Source organism: Renibacterium salmoninarum ATCC 33209 (genome assembly GCF_000018885.1).
Classification (GTDB): Bacteria; Actinomycetota; Actinomycetes; order Actinomycetales; family Micrococcaceae; genus Renibacterium; species Renibacterium salmoninarum.
In genome coordinates this window covers 1876947-1894890 of the sequence record NC_010168.1, presented here as the reverse complement: position 1 = coordinate 1894890, position 17944 = coordinate 1876947, and the positions used below count along the sequence as shown (strand labels likewise).

The 17944-nt window shown below is 55.7% G+C and carries 18 protein-coding genes and 4 pseudogenes; 19 read left to right on the top strand and 3 right to left on the bottom strand.

Features of this window, described 5'->3' with window-relative positions; genetic code table 11:
- The first annotated feature begins 115 nt into the window (after positions 1–115).
- From RSAL33209_RS16295 to map, 12 genes and pseudogenes are all read left to right on the top strand, one after another.
- Positions 116–523: an AMP-binding protein gene (locus RSAL33209_RS16295; protein WP_012245537.1), complete on the top strand. Its 408-nt coding sequence runs from the start codon at positions 116–118 to the stop codon at positions 521–523.
- A gap of 104 nt (positions 524–627) precedes the next feature.
- Positions 628–792 (top strand): hypothetical protein, encoded by a 165-nt coding sequence (locus tag RSAL33209_RS17785; protein WP_169305780.1) that lies wholly within the window; start codon positions 628–630, stop codon positions 790–792.
- A 12-nt stretch (positions 793–804) separates the two neighbouring features.
- Positions 805–2070 (top strand): annotated as a pseudogene (locus RSAL33209_RS09450) (IS3 family transposase).
- A gap of 257 nt (positions 2071–2327) precedes the next feature.
- Positions 2328–3533, top strand: a complete 1206-nt coding sequence (locus RSAL33209_RS09445) for a TetR/AcrR family transcriptional regulator (protein ID WP_158541142.1) — start codon at positions 2328–2330, stop codon at positions 3531–3533.
- A gap of 115 nt (positions 3534–3648) precedes the next feature.
- Positions 3649–3789, top strand: a complete 141-nt coding sequence (locus RSAL33209_RS18170) for a hypothetical protein (protein WP_012245534.1) — start codon at positions 3649–3651, stop codon at positions 3787–3789.
- A gap of 12 nt (positions 3790–3801) precedes the next feature.
- Positions 3802–4833: pseudogene (locus RSAL33209_RS09440) on the top strand (lipid-transfer protein); the annotation flags it as partial.
- Position 4834: 1 nt separating this feature from the next.
- Positions 4835–5296: a MaoC family dehydratase N-terminal domain-containing protein gene (locus tag RSAL33209_RS09435; RefSeq protein ID WP_012245532.1), complete on the top strand. Its 462-nt coding sequence runs from the start codon at positions 4835–4837 to the stop codon at positions 5294–5296.
- The gene (locus RSAL33209_RS09430) at positions 5293–5715 is read left to right on the top strand and encodes a MaoC/PaaZ C-terminal domain-containing protein (RefSeq protein ID WP_012245531.1); all 423 of its coding nucleotides are present in this window, start codon (positions 5293–5295) and stop codon (positions 5713–5715) included. Before RSAL33209_RS09435 ends, RSAL33209_RS09430 begins: the two co-directional genes overlap by 4 nt.
- A gap of 32 nt (positions 5716–5747) precedes the next feature.
- A complete protein-coding gene (locus RSAL33209_RS09425) occupies positions 5748–6587 on the top strand; it encodes an SDR family NAD(P)-dependent oxidoreductase (RefSeq protein WP_012245530.1) in 840 nt (279 codons plus the stop codon).
- Between the two features lie 3 nt (positions 6588–6590).
- The gene (locus RSAL33209_RS09420; protein ID WP_012245529.1) at positions 6591–7817 is read left to right on the top strand and encodes an acyl-CoA dehydrogenase family protein; all 1227 of its coding nucleotides are present in this window, start codon (positions 6591–6593) and stop codon (positions 7815–7817) included.
- Positions 7818–7928: 111 nt separating this feature from the next.
- Positions 7929–8699 carry an esterase/lipase family protein gene (locus RSAL33209_RS09415; RefSeq protein WP_049758954.1) on the top strand — a complete coding sequence of 257 codons (771 nt, stop codon included), beginning with the start codon at positions 7929–7931 and terminating at the stop codon, positions 8697–8699.
- A gap of 272 nt (positions 8700–8971) precedes the next feature.
- Positions 8972–9811, top strand: coding sequence for a type I methionyl aminopeptidase (gene map / locus RSAL33209_RS09410; RefSeq protein ID WP_012245527.1), 840 nt, complete (start codon positions 8972–8974; stop codon positions 9809–9811).
- A gap of 87 nt (positions 9812–9898) precedes the next feature.
- Here map and RSAL33209_RS20050 read toward each other — a convergent pair.
- The 3 genes and pseudogenes from RSAL33209_RS20050 to RSAL33209_RS09395 form a co-directional block, all read right to left on the bottom strand.
- Positions 9899–11256 (bottom strand): annotated as a pseudogene (locus tag RSAL33209_RS20050) (ABC transporter substrate-binding protein).
- A 43-nt stretch (positions 11257–11299) separates the two neighbouring features.
- A complete protein-coding gene (locus tag RSAL33209_RS09400; RefSeq protein ID WP_012245524.1) occupies positions 11300–12190 on the bottom strand; it encodes a carbohydrate ABC transporter permease in 891 nt (296 codons plus the stop codon).
- Positions 12187–13167, bottom strand: coding sequence for a carbohydrate ABC transporter permease (locus RSAL33209_RS09395; protein ID WP_080503798.1), 981 nt, complete (start codon positions 13165–13167; stop codon positions 12187–12189). Before RSAL33209_RS09395 ends, RSAL33209_RS09400 begins: the two co-directional genes overlap by 4 nt.
- Positions 13168–13401: 234 nt before the next feature.
- Here RSAL33209_RS09395 and RSAL33209_RS09390 point away from each other — a divergent pair.
- The 7 genes and pseudogenes from RSAL33209_RS09390 (at position 13402) to rplQ (ending at position 17931) form a co-directional block, all read left to right on the top strand.
- Positions 13402–14348 (top strand): annotated as a pseudogene (locus RSAL33209_RS09390) (P1 family peptidase).
- A gap of 293 nt (positions 14349–14641) precedes the next feature.
- On the top strand, positions 14642–14863 hold the full coding sequence (gene infA, locus RSAL33209_RS09385) for a translation initiation factor IF-1 (protein WP_009358723.1): 222 nt from the start codon (positions 14642–14644) through the stop codon (positions 14861–14863).
- 42 nt (positions 14864–14905) lie between these two features.
- Positions 14906–15019: a 50S ribosomal protein L36 gene (rpmJ, locus tag RSAL33209_RS17090; RefSeq protein WP_011775570.1), complete on the top strand. Its 114-nt coding sequence runs from the start codon at positions 14906–14908 to the stop codon at positions 15017–15019.
- A gap of 183 nt (positions 15020–15202) precedes the next feature.
- The gene (gene rpsM, locus RSAL33209_RS09375; protein ID WP_012245520.1) at positions 15203–15580 is read left to right on the top strand and encodes a 30S ribosomal protein S13; all 378 of its coding nucleotides are present in this window, start codon (positions 15203–15205) and stop codon (positions 15578–15580) included.
- A gap of 33 nt (positions 15581–15613) precedes the next feature.
- Complete coding sequence (gene rpsK / locus RSAL33209_RS09370; RefSeq protein ID WP_012245519.1) at positions 15614–16015, top strand: 30S ribosomal protein S11; 402 nt, start codon at positions 15614–15616, stop codon at positions 16013–16015.
- 109 nt (positions 16016–16124) lie between these two features.
- Positions 16125–17135 carry a DNA-directed RNA polymerase subunit alpha gene (locus RSAL33209_RS09365; RefSeq protein ID WP_012245518.1) on the top strand — a complete coding sequence of 337 codons (1011 nt, stop codon included), beginning with the start codon at positions 16125–16127 and terminating at the stop codon, positions 17133–17135.
- A 76-nt stretch (positions 17136–17211) separates the two neighbouring features.
- Positions 17212–17931 carry a 50S ribosomal protein L17, sunset domain variant gene (gene rplQ, locus RSAL33209_RS09360; protein ID WP_012245517.1) on the top strand — a complete coding sequence of 240 codons (720 nt, stop codon included), beginning with the start codon at positions 17212–17214 and terminating at the stop codon, positions 17929–17931.
- Positions 17932–17944 lie beyond the last annotated feature (13 nt).

Sequence of the window (17944 nt, the reverse complement as noted above, 5' to 3'; positions counted from 1 at the left end):
CTGACTCAGCTTTTGCACCGCCAGCTCCAGCAACGTCCAGATTCGACAATGACGATGTGCGCGGGCCGAGAGCGTACTGTGCGCGAAGTGGTGGATCGAGTATCTAGGTTCGCTGGTGCGCTTCGATCTTTGGGGGGTCGCTCCCGGTGACCGAGTGGGCATGCTTGCTTTGAATTCCGACGTGTACCACGAGTATCTATTCGCGGTGCCCTGGGCGGATGCCGTGGTGGCTCCGGTTAACACTCGATGGAGTCCGGCCGAGATTATTTATTCGCTCCGTGATGCGCAGATCAATGTTTTTATCGTTGATGATGCCTTTGCGCCGATGATTCCAGTCTTGCGTGCGGGTTATCCGGAACTCAGAACAGTGATCTTTTGCGGGGGAGGAGAGGCTCCAGCCGAATCGTTGAATTTCGAGCAATTGCTTCTTGACGCTAAGCCCATTGAAGATGCCCGACGCGGCGGGAACGAACTGTTCGGGATTTTTTATACCGGAGGTACCACCGGCGAACCCAAGGCGTGATGCTTAGCCACTTTAGTGTCATGGTCTCGGCAATGGGGTCGCTCGCCAGCACTGACGCGGTGAGTGATGGCGGAATGTCAATTTTTGTAGCACCGATGTTCCACATGGCAGCCATCGCGCATTGGACTATGAGTTTAGTGAAGGACTGCAGTCTGCTTTTCGTGCCAGTTTTTGAACCGAATGCAATTGTGAAACTCATCGACAAGCACCAAGCCACCGATGCGCTCTTGGTGAATCGCCCCGGTGTGTCCGGAGACTTTCTTGTTTGAGAGGATCAGGACATGGCAGGGAAAACTACGACACGGTATCCGCAGGAGTTGAAGGATCGTGCGGTGCGCATGGTGGCGGAGATGGAGGGTGCATCTTCGGCGTGGGCGGCGATGCAAAAAGTTGCCCAGCTTTTGGGTGTGGGTGTGCCGGAAACGGTGCGTAAATGGGTCCGGCAAGCCGAGATCGATGTTGGTACTAGAACTGGAACAACGAGCACGGAATCGGCCGAGCTGAAACGGTTACGGCGTGAGAACGCTGAGCTGAAACGGGCGAACGCGATCCTTCGGAGTGCTTCAGCTTTTTTCGCGGTCGAACTCGACCGCCACAACACTGATCGTGAAATACATCAAGGACCATGCCGGTCACCGCGAGAATAATGGATTGCGGTGGGGTGTCGAGTCGATCTGCCAGGTGCTTACTGGGACGGGGTGAAGACCACCCCGTCCACGTACTACGAATGGGTGGATAAAACACGATCTCACCGAGAACAACGTGATGAGGTGCTCAAGCCCGTGATCCAGAAGGTGTATGCCGCTAATTACGGGGTTTACGGCACCAGGAAAGTCTGGTTGGCGATGAACCGTGAAGGTGTGCCGGTGGCCAGGTGCACGGTAGAACGGCTCATGGGGTTACTTGGCATACAGGGTGCGGTCCGTGGCAAGGTCAAACGCACCACGATCAAAGACTCGAAGGCGGCCCGAGCGAAGGACTTGGTCCGCCGTGATTTCACACCAACGGCACCGGATCGGCTATGGGTAGATGATTTCACCTATGTTTCGACCTGGTCCGGGTGGGTCTATGTTGCCTTCGTGATCGATGCTTACTCTCGGAGGATCCTGGGCTGGTCAGCGAGTGCTTCTATGAACACCGTGCTAGTGCTCAACGCAGTTAATCAGGCAATCTGGAGTCGTGAACGGGCCGGGGCTGAGATTTCCGGGGTGATTCATCATCACGATGCCGGGGCTCAATACGCCTCCTTGGCCTTCACCGAACGCCTGGCCCAGGCCGGTATCCGCCCCTCGATCGGTTCTGTGGGTGATAGTTACGACAACGTCTTGGCGGAAACCATCAACGGGCTTTATAAGACCGAGCTGATCAAACCCGGCAAGCCCTGGCGGACTCTAGAAGAAGTCGAAATCGGCACTGCTGAATGGGTCGATTGGTACAACCACCGAAGGCTCTACCAGTACTGCGGAGACATCCCACCAGTAGAGCTAGAAAACCACTACTACAATCACTACCAGAGCACGGCAGCCGCCGACAGGCTCATCGTCTGAGAAACCCTCCGGACACACCGGGGCGATTCACTCCGCGACTTCTGTGCAGCTCGAATAGCACGGTATAAGCTCCCGCACCGGCTGATTATCAGAGCCGAATTGCCACGTAACCCATCAGGAAAATTGCTCAAGCGCGCCATTCGAAACGAACTGATTCAGGCCTGAGCGATTGATTAGCCGACGCTACTAGAATCATAAAGTGGCAATTGAGGCGAGAGATGGTGATGTCAATGGAGCGAATCGATACATCTGAACAAATGCGTTCCGTGGGCCAAGCAATGCCGTATGTGCCGCCAAAGGGCACTCGTCCGGCCAACCGTAAGGATCTGATCCGGCGCGCTGGCGCCGAATTGTTCTACGAATATGGATTTGCCAGTGTCTCTATGAACCAGATCGCGCGGGCAGTCTCGATTGGGCCCTCGGCCCTCTACCGGCACTTTTCAAGTAAACAAGAGTTGTTGGTCTCGGTCATTGAAGCGTCAGTTGCCGAGGCGCATGCTGCGTTGGCTGATGCGCGCGATGATGCCACGGCGGAAAGTCTGTCCGATTGGAATGATGCCTTCGTCGCGATGGCATTGGACATACGGCTGGCCGGAGTTTTGTGGCAACGTGAAGCCCGCCAGCTGCCGGAGCAAGACCAAGAAAGACTAGCCGCTGAAGTGCGGCAAATCCGGCACGAGCTGCGGCAGGCTATTCAAACGCATCACCCAGAAGCCGCAACCTGGAGCAGATTGCTCACAAGAGCCGTGCTATCGATTTGTCTCAGTTTGTCTTACCACCACGTGAGCTTGCCTAGGGCCGATTTTGTAGCGCTCATGAAACAAATGATGTTCAGCGTGCTCAACATAAATTGGGTCGTTGAAGAAAGCGTCAATCTCGTCGATCGAAGAGTTTCGGAACCGCGCAGGTCGCCAACTGGAACCCAAGAGAAATTAGTTGCGGCTGCCTCGGAATTGTTTGCGCGGAGGGGATTTGCCCAAACCGGATTAGATGAGATCGCAGCAAAAGTGGGTATTGCTGAGCCGAGTATTTACCACCACTTCCCGAGCAAAGTCGACTTGCTCTTCGAAGTTTTGCAGTACGGAAATGACCTCCTGCAAAAAGGACGAGCTTTAGCGCTCGCGGTGCCAAGTAATCCGAAGAAAGCGCTGGGCTGCCTTCTCGATTCTTATCTGGACACCGTGGCCGCGGACCCCGCGTTGATCACTTTGATTGTTACTGAGCTAGGCAATTTGGATGAGGAAAAGCGGAGGTTAGCGGTTGCTCAGCAACGGGCATATCTCAACCAATGGGTTGATCTAATGTTGCAGATCGACCCGACAATGCTGCGTGATGCCGCACGGATTCGAGTGCACGCAGTTTTGATGGTGATCAATGACTGTGCGGCGCGTAGCCATGGTGATCTCGATGCTGCAGAACGCTCCGCTTTGGAGTTGATCTGTCAGCGGCTGCTCGAACTCTGACCTTGCGACGTTCTACGCACGTTTAGTCCAAGAAATATTTTTCGGTGCAGGCTTAGCCTTGACAGGATAAGTGAATTCAGAATAGGTTAGTTTTCATCGGCCAAAGGAGGCAGAAATGAGTGAACGAGTATTCGTAGCCGGCGTCGGGATGATTCCTGTTATGACTCCGAGCAAGACTGAAACTTACGATCTGATGGGATCGAACGCGACAATGGCCGCCTTGAAAGATGCGGGTATTGCCTACAGCCAAATTTAGCAAGCATATGTCGGTTACGTCTATGGCGATTCCACGAGCGGCCAGGCCGCCTTGTACAACGTCGGTCTGACGGGAATTTCGGTCATCAACGTCAATAACAACTGCTCTACTGGATCCACCGCGTTGTACTTAGCGCGGCAAGCAATTGCCAGTGGGGCTGCGGAGTGCGTATTAGCTCTGGGTTTCGAACAGATGCAGCGCGGCGCTTTGCGGGCAATGTGGGAAGACCGCCCGAACGTTCTGGGTCCGTTCCTTGACAAATTGAGCACGGTCCAGGGGGACTCCGATGCGCCGATGGCGGCAAGATTGTTCGGTGGATCTGGAGCACAGTACTTGGAAAAATACCAGGCGTCGCCAGAGGTGTTAGCCAGGATCGCAGTGAAATCACGCAGCCACGCAGCCAACAATCCGTACTCGGTCTTTCGCGATCCGCTCACTGTAGAGCAGGTCATGGAATCACCGCAGATTTACGGCCCCTTGACTCGGCTGATGTGTTGCCCGCCAACCTGTGGTGCTGCCGCAGCGGTTTTGTGCACCGAGGAATTCGCGCGCAAACACGGCCTGAACACCTCAGTTGTGATTGCGGCGCAAGCGATGACTACCGATTTTGCTGGCACGTTCGAAGGCGATGATCTGATTTCACTTGTCGGATATGACATGAGTAAAGCAGCAGCTGAGATTGTATATGCGCAGGCCGGCGTTGGGCCCACCGATATTCCAGTCGTCGAGCTGCACGATTGCTTCACCGCGAATGAGTTGCTCAGCTATGAAGCGCTTGGTTTCACCCCTGAGGGCACCGGAGAGAAGTTTGTGATGAACGGTGACAATACCTATGGCGGGCAAGTAGTTGTCAACCCTTCCGGTGGCCTCATGTCTAAAGGTCACCCGCTAGGGGCCACTGGTTTGGCGCAATGTACCGAGCTGGTCTGGCAATTGCGTGGCACAGCAGGTCCACGTCAAGTCGAAGGCGCCAGGCATGCCCTGCAACACAACATCGGTCTTGGCGGCGCTGCCGTAGTGACCCTCTACGAAAAGGTTTCCTAAGATGGCTATTGCCCCAGATGCTGTGGGCCGGGTACTTCCCAGCACCGAAACAGCGGTTCCTATCGAAAGACTCAGATTTTTCGCTGATGCGATCGGAGAGAAGAACCCCATTTATACCGATCTTGACGCGGCCAAAGCGGCTGGACACAAGGGGCTTCCGCTGCCACCAACGATTCTTTTCGGCTTAGAGCTCGAAGCGCCTGGCGGGGTCGCCTGGATTTCCGAGTTGGGCATAGATTTCCGGCGGGTGCTGCACGGCGAGCAAGAATTCACCTATCATTCTGTGGCCCATGCTGGCGAAGTATTGCGGCTGGAGCCAAAGATCACCGATGTGTATAGCAAAAAGGGTGGCGCCCTAGAGTTCGTCGTCAAAGAAACAGTCATCACACGGGTACACGACGGTTCCGCTGTGGCAACCGCTAAAACCGTTCTCGTTGTGACCAATCCGGAGGCTGCCAAATGAGTGTTAGTGAAGAGTACGCGTCTGTCGAGATCGACACAATTTTGCCGATTCTTGTCTTACCCCCCCCCATCTCGCGGACCACACTGGCCCTTTTTGGCGGTGCCTCTGGCGACCATAACCCCATCCACCTCGACATTGATATGGCCAAATCCGCGGGCTTGGACGATGCTTTCGCCCAAGGCATGCTCTCGATGGCCTATCTTGGCCGACTGCTCACCAACTGGGTTCCGCAGGACCGAATCCGCACCTTCAACGTTCGCTTTGCCGCGATCACGCCGGTGTTGGCTCAGCCTACGGCGCAGGGCCAAGTTACCGAAATAACCGAGCACGACGGCGAACGTCTGGCCACGCTCGAGGTGGCAGTGACCCTCGCCGATGGCACGGTGACGCTCGCGGGCACCGCCGTCGTCGCACTCTGACTCCCACGTTTTTCAACTTTTAAGGAAACACCATGTCTAATGCAGGAAAACTCGCTGGAAAAGTCGCGTTGGTCTCCGGATCGGGTCGCGGAATCGGCCGTGAAATTGCGCTCAAGCTAGCATCCGAAGGTGCCAAGGTCGTCGTCAACGATCTTGATCCGGCCCCAGCCGATGAAACAGTCGCTGCGATTCAAGCGGCAGACGGTGAGGCCGTTGCCTGCAACGGCAGTGTTACTGATGTCGATTTCGGCGATCGTTTTGTGGCGGCCGCGGTAGAGAACTTCGGTGGCGTGGACATCATCGTGAACAACGCTGGCTACACCTGGGATACCGTGATTCAGAAAATGACTGATGAGCAGTGGGACGCAATTCTTGATGTTCATCTCAAAGCACCATCCCGGATTCTGCGTGCTGCACAGCCAGTGATCTCCGCCGCAGCAAAGGCCGCAATTGCTGCCGGCGAGCCGGTACCCTGCCGCAAGGTGGTCAATATTTCCTCGGTGGCTGGCCTCACCGGCAATGCAGGGCAAGCTAATTACAGCGCGGCAAAGGCGGGGGTGACCGGATTGACGAAGACCTTGGCCAAAGAATGGGGCCGGTACAACGTCACGGTCAACACCGTTGCCTTTGGCTTCATCAAGACTCGGCTCACCGAGACGCCGGCAGATAGCAACGGAACCATCGACGTCGCCGGCCGGGAAATCAAAGTTGGCGTCAGCCAAGCGTTGCTCACCGCAGCCGAACAGATGATTCCGTTAGGACGACCGGGGACCCCGCAAGAAGCTGCCAATGACGTTTACCTGTTCTGCATCCCCGAATCTGACTATGTCAGTGCGCAAACGGTAATTTGCGGCGGCGGATTCAACGGTTAAGTCATGGTCACCAAGACTTTATCTGTCCAAAAAGCCAAGCCGCGGCAACCATTCAAGGAGTTGCCAACGGCTGACTTCTTTGAATTCGAATCACTATTGTCGCCAGTAGAACGGGCCAAGCTCTTTGAACTGCGTGAGTTTTGCGCCCGGGAAGTTACACCCTTTGCGCAGAAGTGGTGGCACGAAGAAGATGTTCCCCGGTCCGTGTTTCAAAAATTATCGGCGATGGGCGTGGGCGCGCCTTTCCGGGCTGGCTACTCCCGGTTGTATTCCGGTCTGGCCACTTTGGAGCTGTGCAAGGCGGATCTGTCCACCGGCGCGATCTTCGGCATTCACCACGAGTTGTTCGTTGAAGGAATTCGAATTTTCGGCACCGAGGAGCAGAAGCAGCGGTTCCTACAGCGGTCTAGCGACGGTCAGATTCTTGGCGGGTTTGCCTTGACCGAACCGGAGCACGGCTCTGATGTGGCCGGTGGGCTGACCACCATGGTCCGTCGAGATGGTGACGGTTGGGTCTTGAACGGAGCGAAGCGCTGGATCGGCAATGCAGCCGACGGCGATTACGTCTTCCTTTGGGCCCGTGATTCCGATGACGGGCAGATCCGCGGTTTTATTCTCGATTTGAGCCTACCGGGCATCAGCCGGACCAAAATCGAGAATAAGATCTCGATGCGCGGAATCAAAAACGCGGACCTTGTGATGAAAGACGTTCGGCTGGCCGAGTCTGATCGGCTATCGACCGTGAGTTCCTTTGCAGATACCAATGTGCTGCTGATGGGGACCCGGATGATGGCCGGCTGGATGGCCGCGGGAGTGCAATGCGCTGCCTTCGAGATCGCGCGCAAATATGCGCTCGAACGCCTGCAATTTGGCAAGCCGCTAGCCAAGTTCCAACTGGTACAGCAACAACTTGTGGAGATGCTCGGCAACGCCACCGCATCATTAGCGATGTCAGCGAGACTGGCCCAGGTCCAAGATGCGCATGATCGCGGAGTGGGCCCAGAGCTGCGGATGGAGCAGGCCGCTCTGGTAAAAGGGTTCACCAGCAAACTATGTTTGGACACCGTAGCAAAAGGGCGTTCGCTATTAGGCGGGAACGGGATCGTCACCGATTTTGGTATGGCCAAGATCTTTGCGGATGCGCAGCCGATACTCACCTTTGAGGGCACCTATGAGGTGAATTCACTGATTGTGGGACGAGCTATCACCGGCCATTCGGCCCTGGTCTAAACGGCAATTTAAGAGGAGAAAGAGAAGAAACCGGGACTGGTCCAAAGAAGTGTTGGTCTCTGATTTGCATCATGAACGGTCAAAACACAATGGAGTGGATTGGAAGTATCGATGACAAAGATCAAAGTATTTGCCCGAGCAGTAGTGGTGTCGTTCGTCGCTGGAGGACTGCTGCTGACTGGCCTTCCCGCGAGCTTTGCCGCCGCAACGCCTGAGCCAGGCCCAGTCCTGCAGACGCCGACGGCGCAGCTCTTTTCGGCATTAAAATGTTCGGCAGACCTTGCCCCTCCAAATAAGACACCGGTTCTTTTGGTGCCCGGCTTTGGCGAGTCAGTAAATGATGCTTACAGCGGCGGTTATGAAAAGTACTTCCGTGACCAAGGGCGCCCGTTATGTTTGCTCACGATACCGGGCCGTGGCTTTGGAGATATGCAAGTCACAGTTGAATACGTCGTGTCGGCTATCCGATCGATGAATGAGAAAAGCGGCGAAAAGATCTCGGCCATCGGTCACAGCGAAGGTGGCATGCTCTTAACCTGGGCGGTGAAATTCTGGCCCGATCTTGCTACGCGTTTAGATGACGTTATTAATATCGCATCGCCAATCAATGGGACTTCCTTTACCGGCATTATTCCGACCTGTAAGCCTAATGAATGGTACTCATCGTGTCCGCCGGTAGGTTTTCAGGTAAGCAGGGGATCAGACTGGACGACAGCTTTAGCGGCCAGACGTCTGCCTGGGGACTTTCATACACGACGATCTCCTCCAACAATGATGAGTTCGTTTTTCCTTCGCCTAGCTAGACCAACTTGGTTGGTGCCAGCAACATCATCGTGCAGAATATCTGTCCAGGCCGAGTTGCACTGCATCTTGGCGTACTGACAGATAACGTTGTTCACGCTGCAGTACTGGACGCTTTGAACCATCCCGGATCGGCGAGTGCTAGCAGAATTCCAACCTCGGTCTGCGGGAAATCTTAGTTCGATGGGGCGACGGGGTAGTGTCAAGCTGGTAAAGATCGTCCTTGACGGGCTTTGGACCATATTCAACCTCCGGTCCTGGGTCAATGCTGAGCCACCGCTGCGTGACTACGCTCGGTAGCAGCGGATGCATTTCGGGTAGTCTCGAAGGGCATACTTCACTTCCCGGAACAGGTGACCAACGTGGCCATTGGCAAAAACTCGAAAATCGAGCTCAAAACTGCGGAGCAGTTCCGCCTCATGAACGAGGCTGGGCTGGTGTTGTCCGCTGCCCTCGATGTTGCTGTTGCCGCTGCCGAGGTTGGCATCAGCACCGCCGAGTTGGATGCGATGTTTGCGGCCGAACTGGCTCAGGCCAACGCAAAGTCCAATTTCCTGGGCTACTACGGCTACCCGGCTACCATCTGCACTTCGGTGAATGCGCAAGTAGTGCACGGCATTCCGAACGAGTGCAAGCTTGAAGACGGCGACCTGGTTTCGATTGACGGCGGCGCGATCATCGGCGGCTGGCATGCTGACTCGGCACGTACTGTGATTGTTGGCACTGCGGATCCGGCCGACGTCGAACTTTCCAAGGCGACCGAGGCAGCCATGTGGCGCGGCATTTCAGCGATGGCCACCGCATCTCGCGTGGGTGAGATTGGCGATGCGATTGATGACTTTGTCACCGAAAAATACGGCATTAAGTTCGGCATTGTTGAGGACTACACCGGGCACGGCATCGGCTCGGCGATGCACATGGACCCGGATGTGCTCAATTACCGCTCCAAGCACCGTGGCCCGAAGCTGCGCCCCGGCATGGCTTTGGCGATTGAGCCGGTTCTGGTCCGTGGCGATATTGCCAGCCATACCTTGGACGACGACTGGACCGTAGTGACCGACGACGGCAAGCGAGCCGCACACTGGGAACATTCAGTGGCGGTGCACGACGGCGGCATTTGGGTTCTTACCGCACCTGATGGTGGCGCAAGTAAACTCGCAGCGCTTGGCGTTACGCCCGCGCCGTTGCCGTAATCAATTCATGAGCAAAGACTAAAAAGACACCCCTGGTGGCTGTTCGGTATGAACAGCCACCAGGGGTGTCTTGGTCAAAACAAAACCTTAGGATTTCAGCTTCGGCTTAACGTCCTTTTCGTAGATTCCCTGCAGCGTTGCCTTCAACGCGGTCAGAGTCGTCTTGACGTCGGCCTTCTCATTCATAATCTTGGCGGCAGATTTAGCCATTTCCTGATCGGCTCCAGCCAAGAAAACCCGTGCGTAGTCCTGGCTCTTGGTGACCTTGAGCTGATCAAGAGCAACTTGAATCTGCGGAGTCTGAGCAAGCACAGCGGACATGTCAGCGGTTGTCCGGGTTGGCATGTAGCCGGTGGCTTGCGAGAACTGGGCAGTATTCTGGGCGTTGGTCACAAAGCTGACAAACTTTGCTGCTGCAAGTTGCCGTTCCGGCGAAGTCTTCTGCGCAATGACCAAGCCAGCACCGCCGGTCGGGCAAACTGGTGAGGTAGATACCGGTCCGCCGGGTAGGAATCCAACTCCGATGTTCATGCCTTTGGCGCTGGCAGCTTTCAAAGTTCCAACCAGGTCGCCCGTTGAGGAAACAGTGGCGCTTACCGCACCAGCGGTCATGTCGCTGACGGCGTCTTTCGAGGAAACTCCAGCCCACGCGTCTTTAACAATGCTGTCTTGCACCCATATGCATTGCTTTGACGGAAGCCTCTGAATCAGCGGTAATGTCCCACCTCTTTAGACCAGCTGCCGCCTTGGCCCCACAAGACGTTCTGTAAAGTCCAGCCTGCGTAGCCGGCCAGCGCGGGGTATTGATAAGCATTTTGGTAACCACTTTGTGCAGCATCGGCGGTTTTGAGCTTGGGTGCCCATTCGGCAAACTCTGCCCAGGTGGTCGGTGCTCGATCAGGCAAACCAGCCGCTTTGAAGTGATCTTTGTTGTAGTAGAACAGCGGGGTGGAACGGGCATAAGGTGCGGCCCAGTGCTGGTTGTTGTAGCTGTAATCGCCGAACAAGGTCTTATTGAAATCGTCGGTCTTGTCTCCGGCTTCCTTGAGCAGGTCGTCAATCGGGATGATTGCGCCGGAGAGGGTGTAGCGGAACCACCAAACGTCAGAAGCGACGACGACGTCAGGCACATCGTTGCCGGTCTGAGCGGTCTGGAACTTCTGTGCAACTTCTTCGTAGTTCTGACCGCCGGTGATCAAGTTGACCTTGATATCCGGATTTGCTTTCTGAAAGTCGTCAATGAGCTTCTGCTCGATCGGCTGTGATGAGCCAGGGTGACTGGACATGAAGCTGATCTGTGCTGCGGGTTTGACTTTGGACCAGTCAGTGCTGGCAGCTGAGCTGCTGGCCGCTCCTGAAGTGTTTGGACCGCCACATGCAGCAAGAGCTGCGGTGCCCAACCCGAGTCCCCCCAGAGCCAGGAAATGTTTACGATTGATGTTCATTGAGTACCTTTCGATGTGATGCGGTGGATGCGGTGTTCGAGGATTAGCCGGTAACGGAGCCTTGCGTCAGCCCCGCGACGATGTAGCGCTGAAGAGCTGCAAAGATGATCAGAATCGGCAAGATGACAATGACAGCACCGGCCATCAGGACGCCCCAGGCCTGCGAACTTGAATCTGAATTGGTCAGCAAAGTCAGACCTACTGGAAGCGTCATCATCTCGGCTTTAGTTGTGATGATCAGGGGCCAGATGTATTCGTTCCATTCCGTCACGATGGTGACCAGCGCAACTGTGGCAATTGATGGCACCGAGATCGGCACCACAATCTTCCAGAGACGCTGCCAATGCCCGGCACCATCGATCTCAGCGGATTCCAAAATTGAGCCCGGCAAGGTGAGGAAATGTTGACGAAGCAAAAAAGTCCCGAAGGCAGTGCCGAGTCCTGGCAAAATAATGCCCCAATAGGTATTTTGACCGTTGAGACTTGAGATCAAGATGTAATTGGGCAAAACGGCTACCTGGGGTGGCACCATAAGCGCGACCAATATCAGGATGAAAATTAGTCGTTTGAAAGGGAAACGAACGAAGACCAGCGCATAGGCGGTCAAGATTGCTAGCACGCACTTGATTACTGAGCCGATCGCCGTCACGATCACGCTATTGAGGAAGAACTGGGCAAAGGGGACTCTGGTCGCAGCCTCAGCGTAGTTATCAAAATTTGGTGCTTGCGGAATGATCTTCAGGTCCGTGGTGATAATTTCACCCGGTGCCTTGAAGGAAGACAGAATCATCCAAAACAACGGAAGGAAGACCAACAAAGTTGCGATGATGAGTGGCAGGTAGCCAGTAACCAATGTCCGGCTGACGTTCTTCCAAGAAAGCGGGCGGGGGCGCTTGGGTACTAGGTCGGTGTACGGAGCTTCTATGGTGCTCATGCGTAATGCACCTTTCTCTCCACGAAGCGCATCTGCACTACGGTCATGATCAACAACAAGACGAAGAGCACTACCGATATGGCAGCTGAGTAGCCGGCCTTGTTATACGAGCCGAAGGCTTGCAAATAGGTCTCAAACATCAAGGTGTTTGTACCTTGGCCGGTTGGCGTCATGATCTTGAGGATGTCGAAAGCTTGCAGCGAGGAGAGCAACGAGGTGATGAGCAGGAAGAAGGTTGTGGGGGAGAGCAGCGGCAAACTGATCGAGATAAACCGACGGCATGCGCTAGCTCCATCAAGCGAAGCGGCTTCCATTACGTCTTTGGGCATCGACTGTAAGCCAGCCAGATAAACCACGGCACAGTAGCCGAGATTCTTCCAGACATAGACGATGATCACCATCACAAGAGATAGCTTGGGGTCATTGATCCACTGCGGGCTGTTCTGGCCCAGGCTGCGTAGAACCCAAGAGAGTACGCCGTAAACCGGATCAAAGATGAACAACCACACTAAACCGACGCCCACCCCGGAGAGCACGTACGGCGCAAATATGGCAGATCGTGCAAATGTTCTGCCAGGTAGCTTCTGGCTGAGAGCTAAGGCGATCAAAAGCCCCAGCACCATCGAGCCGCCTACCGTAAAGACGGTGAAGATGGCAGTAGTCCCTAAAACGTTGGCTGCATCCGCTGAGCTGAAAAACGTAATGTAGTTCTGCAATCCAATGGCGGTGGCAAAGTCTGAGCCAAGCGTCCAGTCCAGCATCGAGTACTGAATGTTGGCAATCAGCGGACGATAAGTAAATACCGCAATCAAGACAATATTGGGCAGCGCAAACGCCAAAAAGATCCAAGCGTCACGTTTGGTTCGGGCGGTCCAGTATCTTCGTTTGATTTTCTGGCCGCCGGATTGATCCCCGCCAGGTGCGGATGGCGGATTCGGTGCAAGCACCGGGGTTTTCGACGAATCGACCCGCGTCATAGTTATCTCACTTTGCTGCATAGGTTCCAGTTGCAACACCCCCGCGTGCAACTTTCACTACTTCAGCACAAGCGACGACGTTGTCTTGCCAAAATCGTACTGCCCGCGTCAATGTTCCCTCAGCCTTCACTGGCTGTTCACTCTATTACTACGGCGTTACTAGGGCAGGCGCCCAGCTGAGTTGTCAGCACAAGTGTCCTGGTGCGCCGTCCGAATCGGGCGGACAATAGAAAGATGGCAGAACAAGATCAGTATCGAGATCGCCCAAATACAGGACAGTTGACCGATGTACCTGGTTTCCTAGTCGGTCAGGTCGAGCGGGTTGGTGATGGTTGGCTTACCGGCGTGAGCGTTGTCATTCCGCCGACTGGCAGCATTGGCGCGGTCGATGTTCGTGGTGGCGGACCAGGTACGCACGAAACGGATGCTTTAGACCCCACGACGCTGGTCGCCACCGTGGACGCCGTCGTGCTTACTGGTGGCAGTGCTTACGGATTGGTTGCTGCCTCCGGAGCGCAGCGATGGTTCGAAGAGCAAGGGCGCGGCTTCGGCGTCGACGGCGGTGTGGTGCCGATTGTGCCCGCGGCGGTGACTTCTCCTTACGTCCTGATGAAGAAATGGGTTATCAAGCTGCGTTAGCCGCTCATGCCGACGAATTCAGACGCGGGAATGTTGGCGCTGGTATCGGTGCCGCATTAGGCCGTGGATCCTTTAAATGTGGCGTGGGCTCTGCTTCCATGCGAATGTCAGGGGTCAACTCACACATCGTGATTGCGGCGCTAGCCGTGGTCAATGCAGCAGGGCTTCCGCTGGGTGTGCAGAATCCTTCAGTAGCGATGGAGCACGGTGGGTTGAAACCTGCTGGACTCAATACGACGTTGGCGGTTGTAGCGACCAACGCGAAGCTGACGGTGGCGGAGGTCAAGCGAACGTCGACCGCCGCGCACGACGGCCTGGCTCGGGCATTGTCCCCGGTGCATACTTTGGCCGATGGAGACACGGTTTTTACCTTGGCCAGCTGTGCACAGGAGCTCAGCGGGGCGGACTCATCCGGCACTATAGCGCTGATTGAATTGCAGTCAATGGCAGCGTTGGTAGTTCAGGCGGCGATTGAAGACGGCATCCAAGCAGCCGAATCGGTACAGACTCCCGCGGGAGGGCTTCCACGTTGGCCCGCGTGAATTGGGGAAATTGTCCTGATAAATTCTTCGGCAGTAATGGTTGATTTAACTTCTTAGCCCCGATGGCGTAAAGTTGTTTGTTGGTTGTCTGCGCTTTGGCGCGCCCACGCAGCTCTTTTTCTTCCGATCTTTCAGATCCCGTCGGTGATCCTACGGGCTTGTTCTGAAGTGATCAAGATCTGGAAGCCAGATTCAGCGCGGGACAGTGTGGACAGTCAACGAGTAAAGCCAGTATTTTCCGTGATTTCACGGGGAATACACCGGTTAGTCAAAAACAAGAGTTAGTGGAGGATATGGCCAAGAAAGACGGGGTCATTGAGATTGAGGGCGTGGTGACTGAAGCGCTACCCAACGCGATGTTTCGTGTTGAGTTGACGAATAAGCACATTGTTCTTGCTCATATTTCTGGAAAGATGCGCCAACATTACATTCGAATCCTCCCTGAGGATCGAGTCGTGGTGGAGCTAAGCCCGTACGACCTCACTCGCGGCCGTATTGTTTACCGCTACAAATAGTTTTTATTCACATTCAACACTGCTCACACGCAAAGGAACGCCATGAAGGTCAAGCCGAGCGTCAAGCAGATCTGCGACAAGTGCAAGGTGATCCGCCGTAATGGTCGGGTCATGGTGATCTGCGAAAACCCGCGCCACAAGCAGCGCCAGGGCTAATCTCTCCTTTTTGGAGAGCAACCCTAGTTCTGCCCACGCAAGTACATAGATAGAAGGCAGCACAAGCTGTGATTCCCAGCAGGGAGCCGCAACTTACCCCCGGTCGGAGGCCGGGGCCGCGCAGGAAAAATGTGTGGGTATACTGCCTACGACCTCCGGATATAACCAAGGAGTACCGCCACAATGGCTCGTCTCGCTGGCGTTGATCTTCCCCGCGAAAAGCGGTTGGAAGTTGCGCTTACCTACATCTACGGCGTGGGCAAGACCCGTGCACACAAAACCCTGGCTGAAACCGGCATTTCTCCGGACGTCCGTGTCAAGGACCTCTCCGACGCCGAACTGGTCCAGCTCCGCGACTACATCGAGGTCAACTACAAAGTTGAAGGCGATCTCCGCCGCGAAGTAGCCGCTGACATTCGCCGCAAGGTTGAAATCGGCAGCTACGAAGGCATCCGCCACCGTCGCGGCTTGCCAGTACGCGGTCAGCGTACAAAGACCAACGCTCGTACCCGTAAGGGCCCGAAGCGGACCGTCGCCGGCAAGAAGAAGGCCGGACGCTAATAACGTCCCGCTGATCAGAACTTAGGAGAAATAATGCCCCCGAAGACTCGTGGCGCGGTTCGCAAGCCGCGTAAGAAGGACAAAAAGAATATCGCGCTTGGCCAGGCGCACATCAAGAGCACGTTCAACAACACCATCGTGACCATCACGGACCCCGCTGGTGCTGTTATCGCCTGGGCTTCCTCAGGTGAGGTTGGATTCAAGGGTTCACGTAAGTCGACCCCGTTCGCTGCGCAGCTCGCTGCCGAGCAGGCTGCAAAGCGTGCGCAGGAACATGGCGTTCGTAAGGTTGACGTATTCGTCAAGGGACCGGGATCCGGTCGCGAGACTGCGATTCGTTCGCTGACAGCCGCAGGGCTTGAGGTTGGATCGATCCAAGACGTTACCCCGAGCGCTCACAACGGATGCCGGCCGCCCAAGCGCCGCCGCGTCTAATGTAGACCCGTAGCTCATATCGGCAAGCTTGCCGGTTGGCGACTGACGACCATACTTTCCACCACCTGTGTTGCGTCATATAGCGGATGCTCGCTGAAAGGAAAACCAAGTGCTCATTGCACAGCGCCCAACCCTCTCTGAAGAAGTAGTTTCCGACAACCGTTCACGGTTCATCATTGAACCGCTGGAGCCAGGTTTCGGTTACACCCTGGGAAACTCGCTCCGTCGTACTCTTCTGTCCTCCATTCCCGGCGCTGCCGTGACTAGCATCCGTATTGACGGCGTGCTGCACGAATTCACCACCGTGCCTGGTGTGAAAGAAGATGTCACGGAGATTATCCTGAACATCAAAAACCTCTCGGTCTCCTCCGAACACGATGAGCCAGTGGTCGCTTACCTGCGCAAGCAGGGACCCGGCGTCGTGACCGCTGCGGACATCGCGCCGCCGGCCGGCGTGGAATTCCACAACCCGGATCTACATATCGCAACGCTGAACTCGAAGGGTAAGTTCGAACTTGAACTGACCATCGAGCGTGGCCGTGGCTATGTATCGGCAGCTCAAAACAAGTCCGGCGATGCCGAGATCGGCCGTATTCCGGTTGACTCGATCTACTCGCCGGTGCTCAAGGTAACTTTCCGCGTGGAAGCGACCCGTGTTGAGCAGCGCACCGACTTCGACCGTTTGATCGTAGACGTAGAGACCAAGCAGGCCATCGCCCCGCGCGACGCCGTTGCCTCTGCCGGTACGACCTTGGTTGAACTGTTCGGTTTGGCTCGTGAGCTGAACACTGCTGCTGAAGGCATCGAAATCGGCCCCTCGCCGACCGATGCTGCTTTGGCTGCGGATATGGCCTTACCGATTGAGGATTTGGACTTGACTGTCCGTTCCTACAATTGCCTCAAGCGCGAAGGCATCCACACCGTGGGCGAGCTTGTTGCTCGCTCGGAAGCTGACTTGATGGACATCCGTAACTTCGGTGCGAAGTCCATTGACGAAGTCAAGGCAAAGCTTGTGGAACTGGGTCTTTCCCTGAAGGATTCCCCTCCAGGATTTGACCTTGCCGCTCGTGCAGCTGCCATCGACGAGAGCGACGACGCCTTCGGCGACGACGAGCTCTAAAGACCACTTCCCGGACACGTTGGCGACTGTTGATACAGTCGCCAACGTGCCGGATTCCACTTGAGGAGAAAACATTATGCCTACCCCCACAAAGGGTCCGCGCCTGGGCGGTGGCCCGGCGCACCAGCGTCTGATGCTCGCCAACTTGGCAGCTGCCCTGTTTGAGCACAAGCGCATCACTACCACGGAGACCAAGGCCAAGCGTCTGCGTCCCTACGCAGAGCGCCTGATCACCTTCGCAAAGCGCGGAGATCTAGCTTCGCGTCGCCGGGTGCTGGCTTTGATCAGCAACAAGGGTGTTGTGCACGAGCTGTTCACCGACATCGCTTCCGCAGTTGAGAAGCGCGACGGTGGCTACACTCGCATCACCAAGATTGGCCCGCGTAAGGGCGATAACGCGCCGATGGCTGTTATCGAACTTGTTTTGGAGCCGGTCAGCGCTAAGCAAGCAGTTGTTGCTGAAGCTGAGTCAGCTAAGGCTGCACCGGCTAAGGCTGCAAAGCTGGTTGAGACTGAAGTTGCTGAGGAAGCTCCGGCTGAGGTCGTAGAGACCGAAGCTGCTGAAGAGACCTCGAAGTATGCGGGCTCGCACGCAACCCTGGAAGACCCGAACGAAGCTCCTGAGGGCTTCGACATCAAGGGCAACGAAGACTCCATGAAGTACCACGTACCCGGCTCACGCTGGTACGACAACACTGTTGCTGAGGTGTGGTTCGCCACTGCCGAAGACGCCAAAGCTGCTGGCTTCGTGCCGGCTGGTGGCGAAGAAGCACAGGCTGGCGCAGCAAGCGAGTAATTACTCGTAGAAT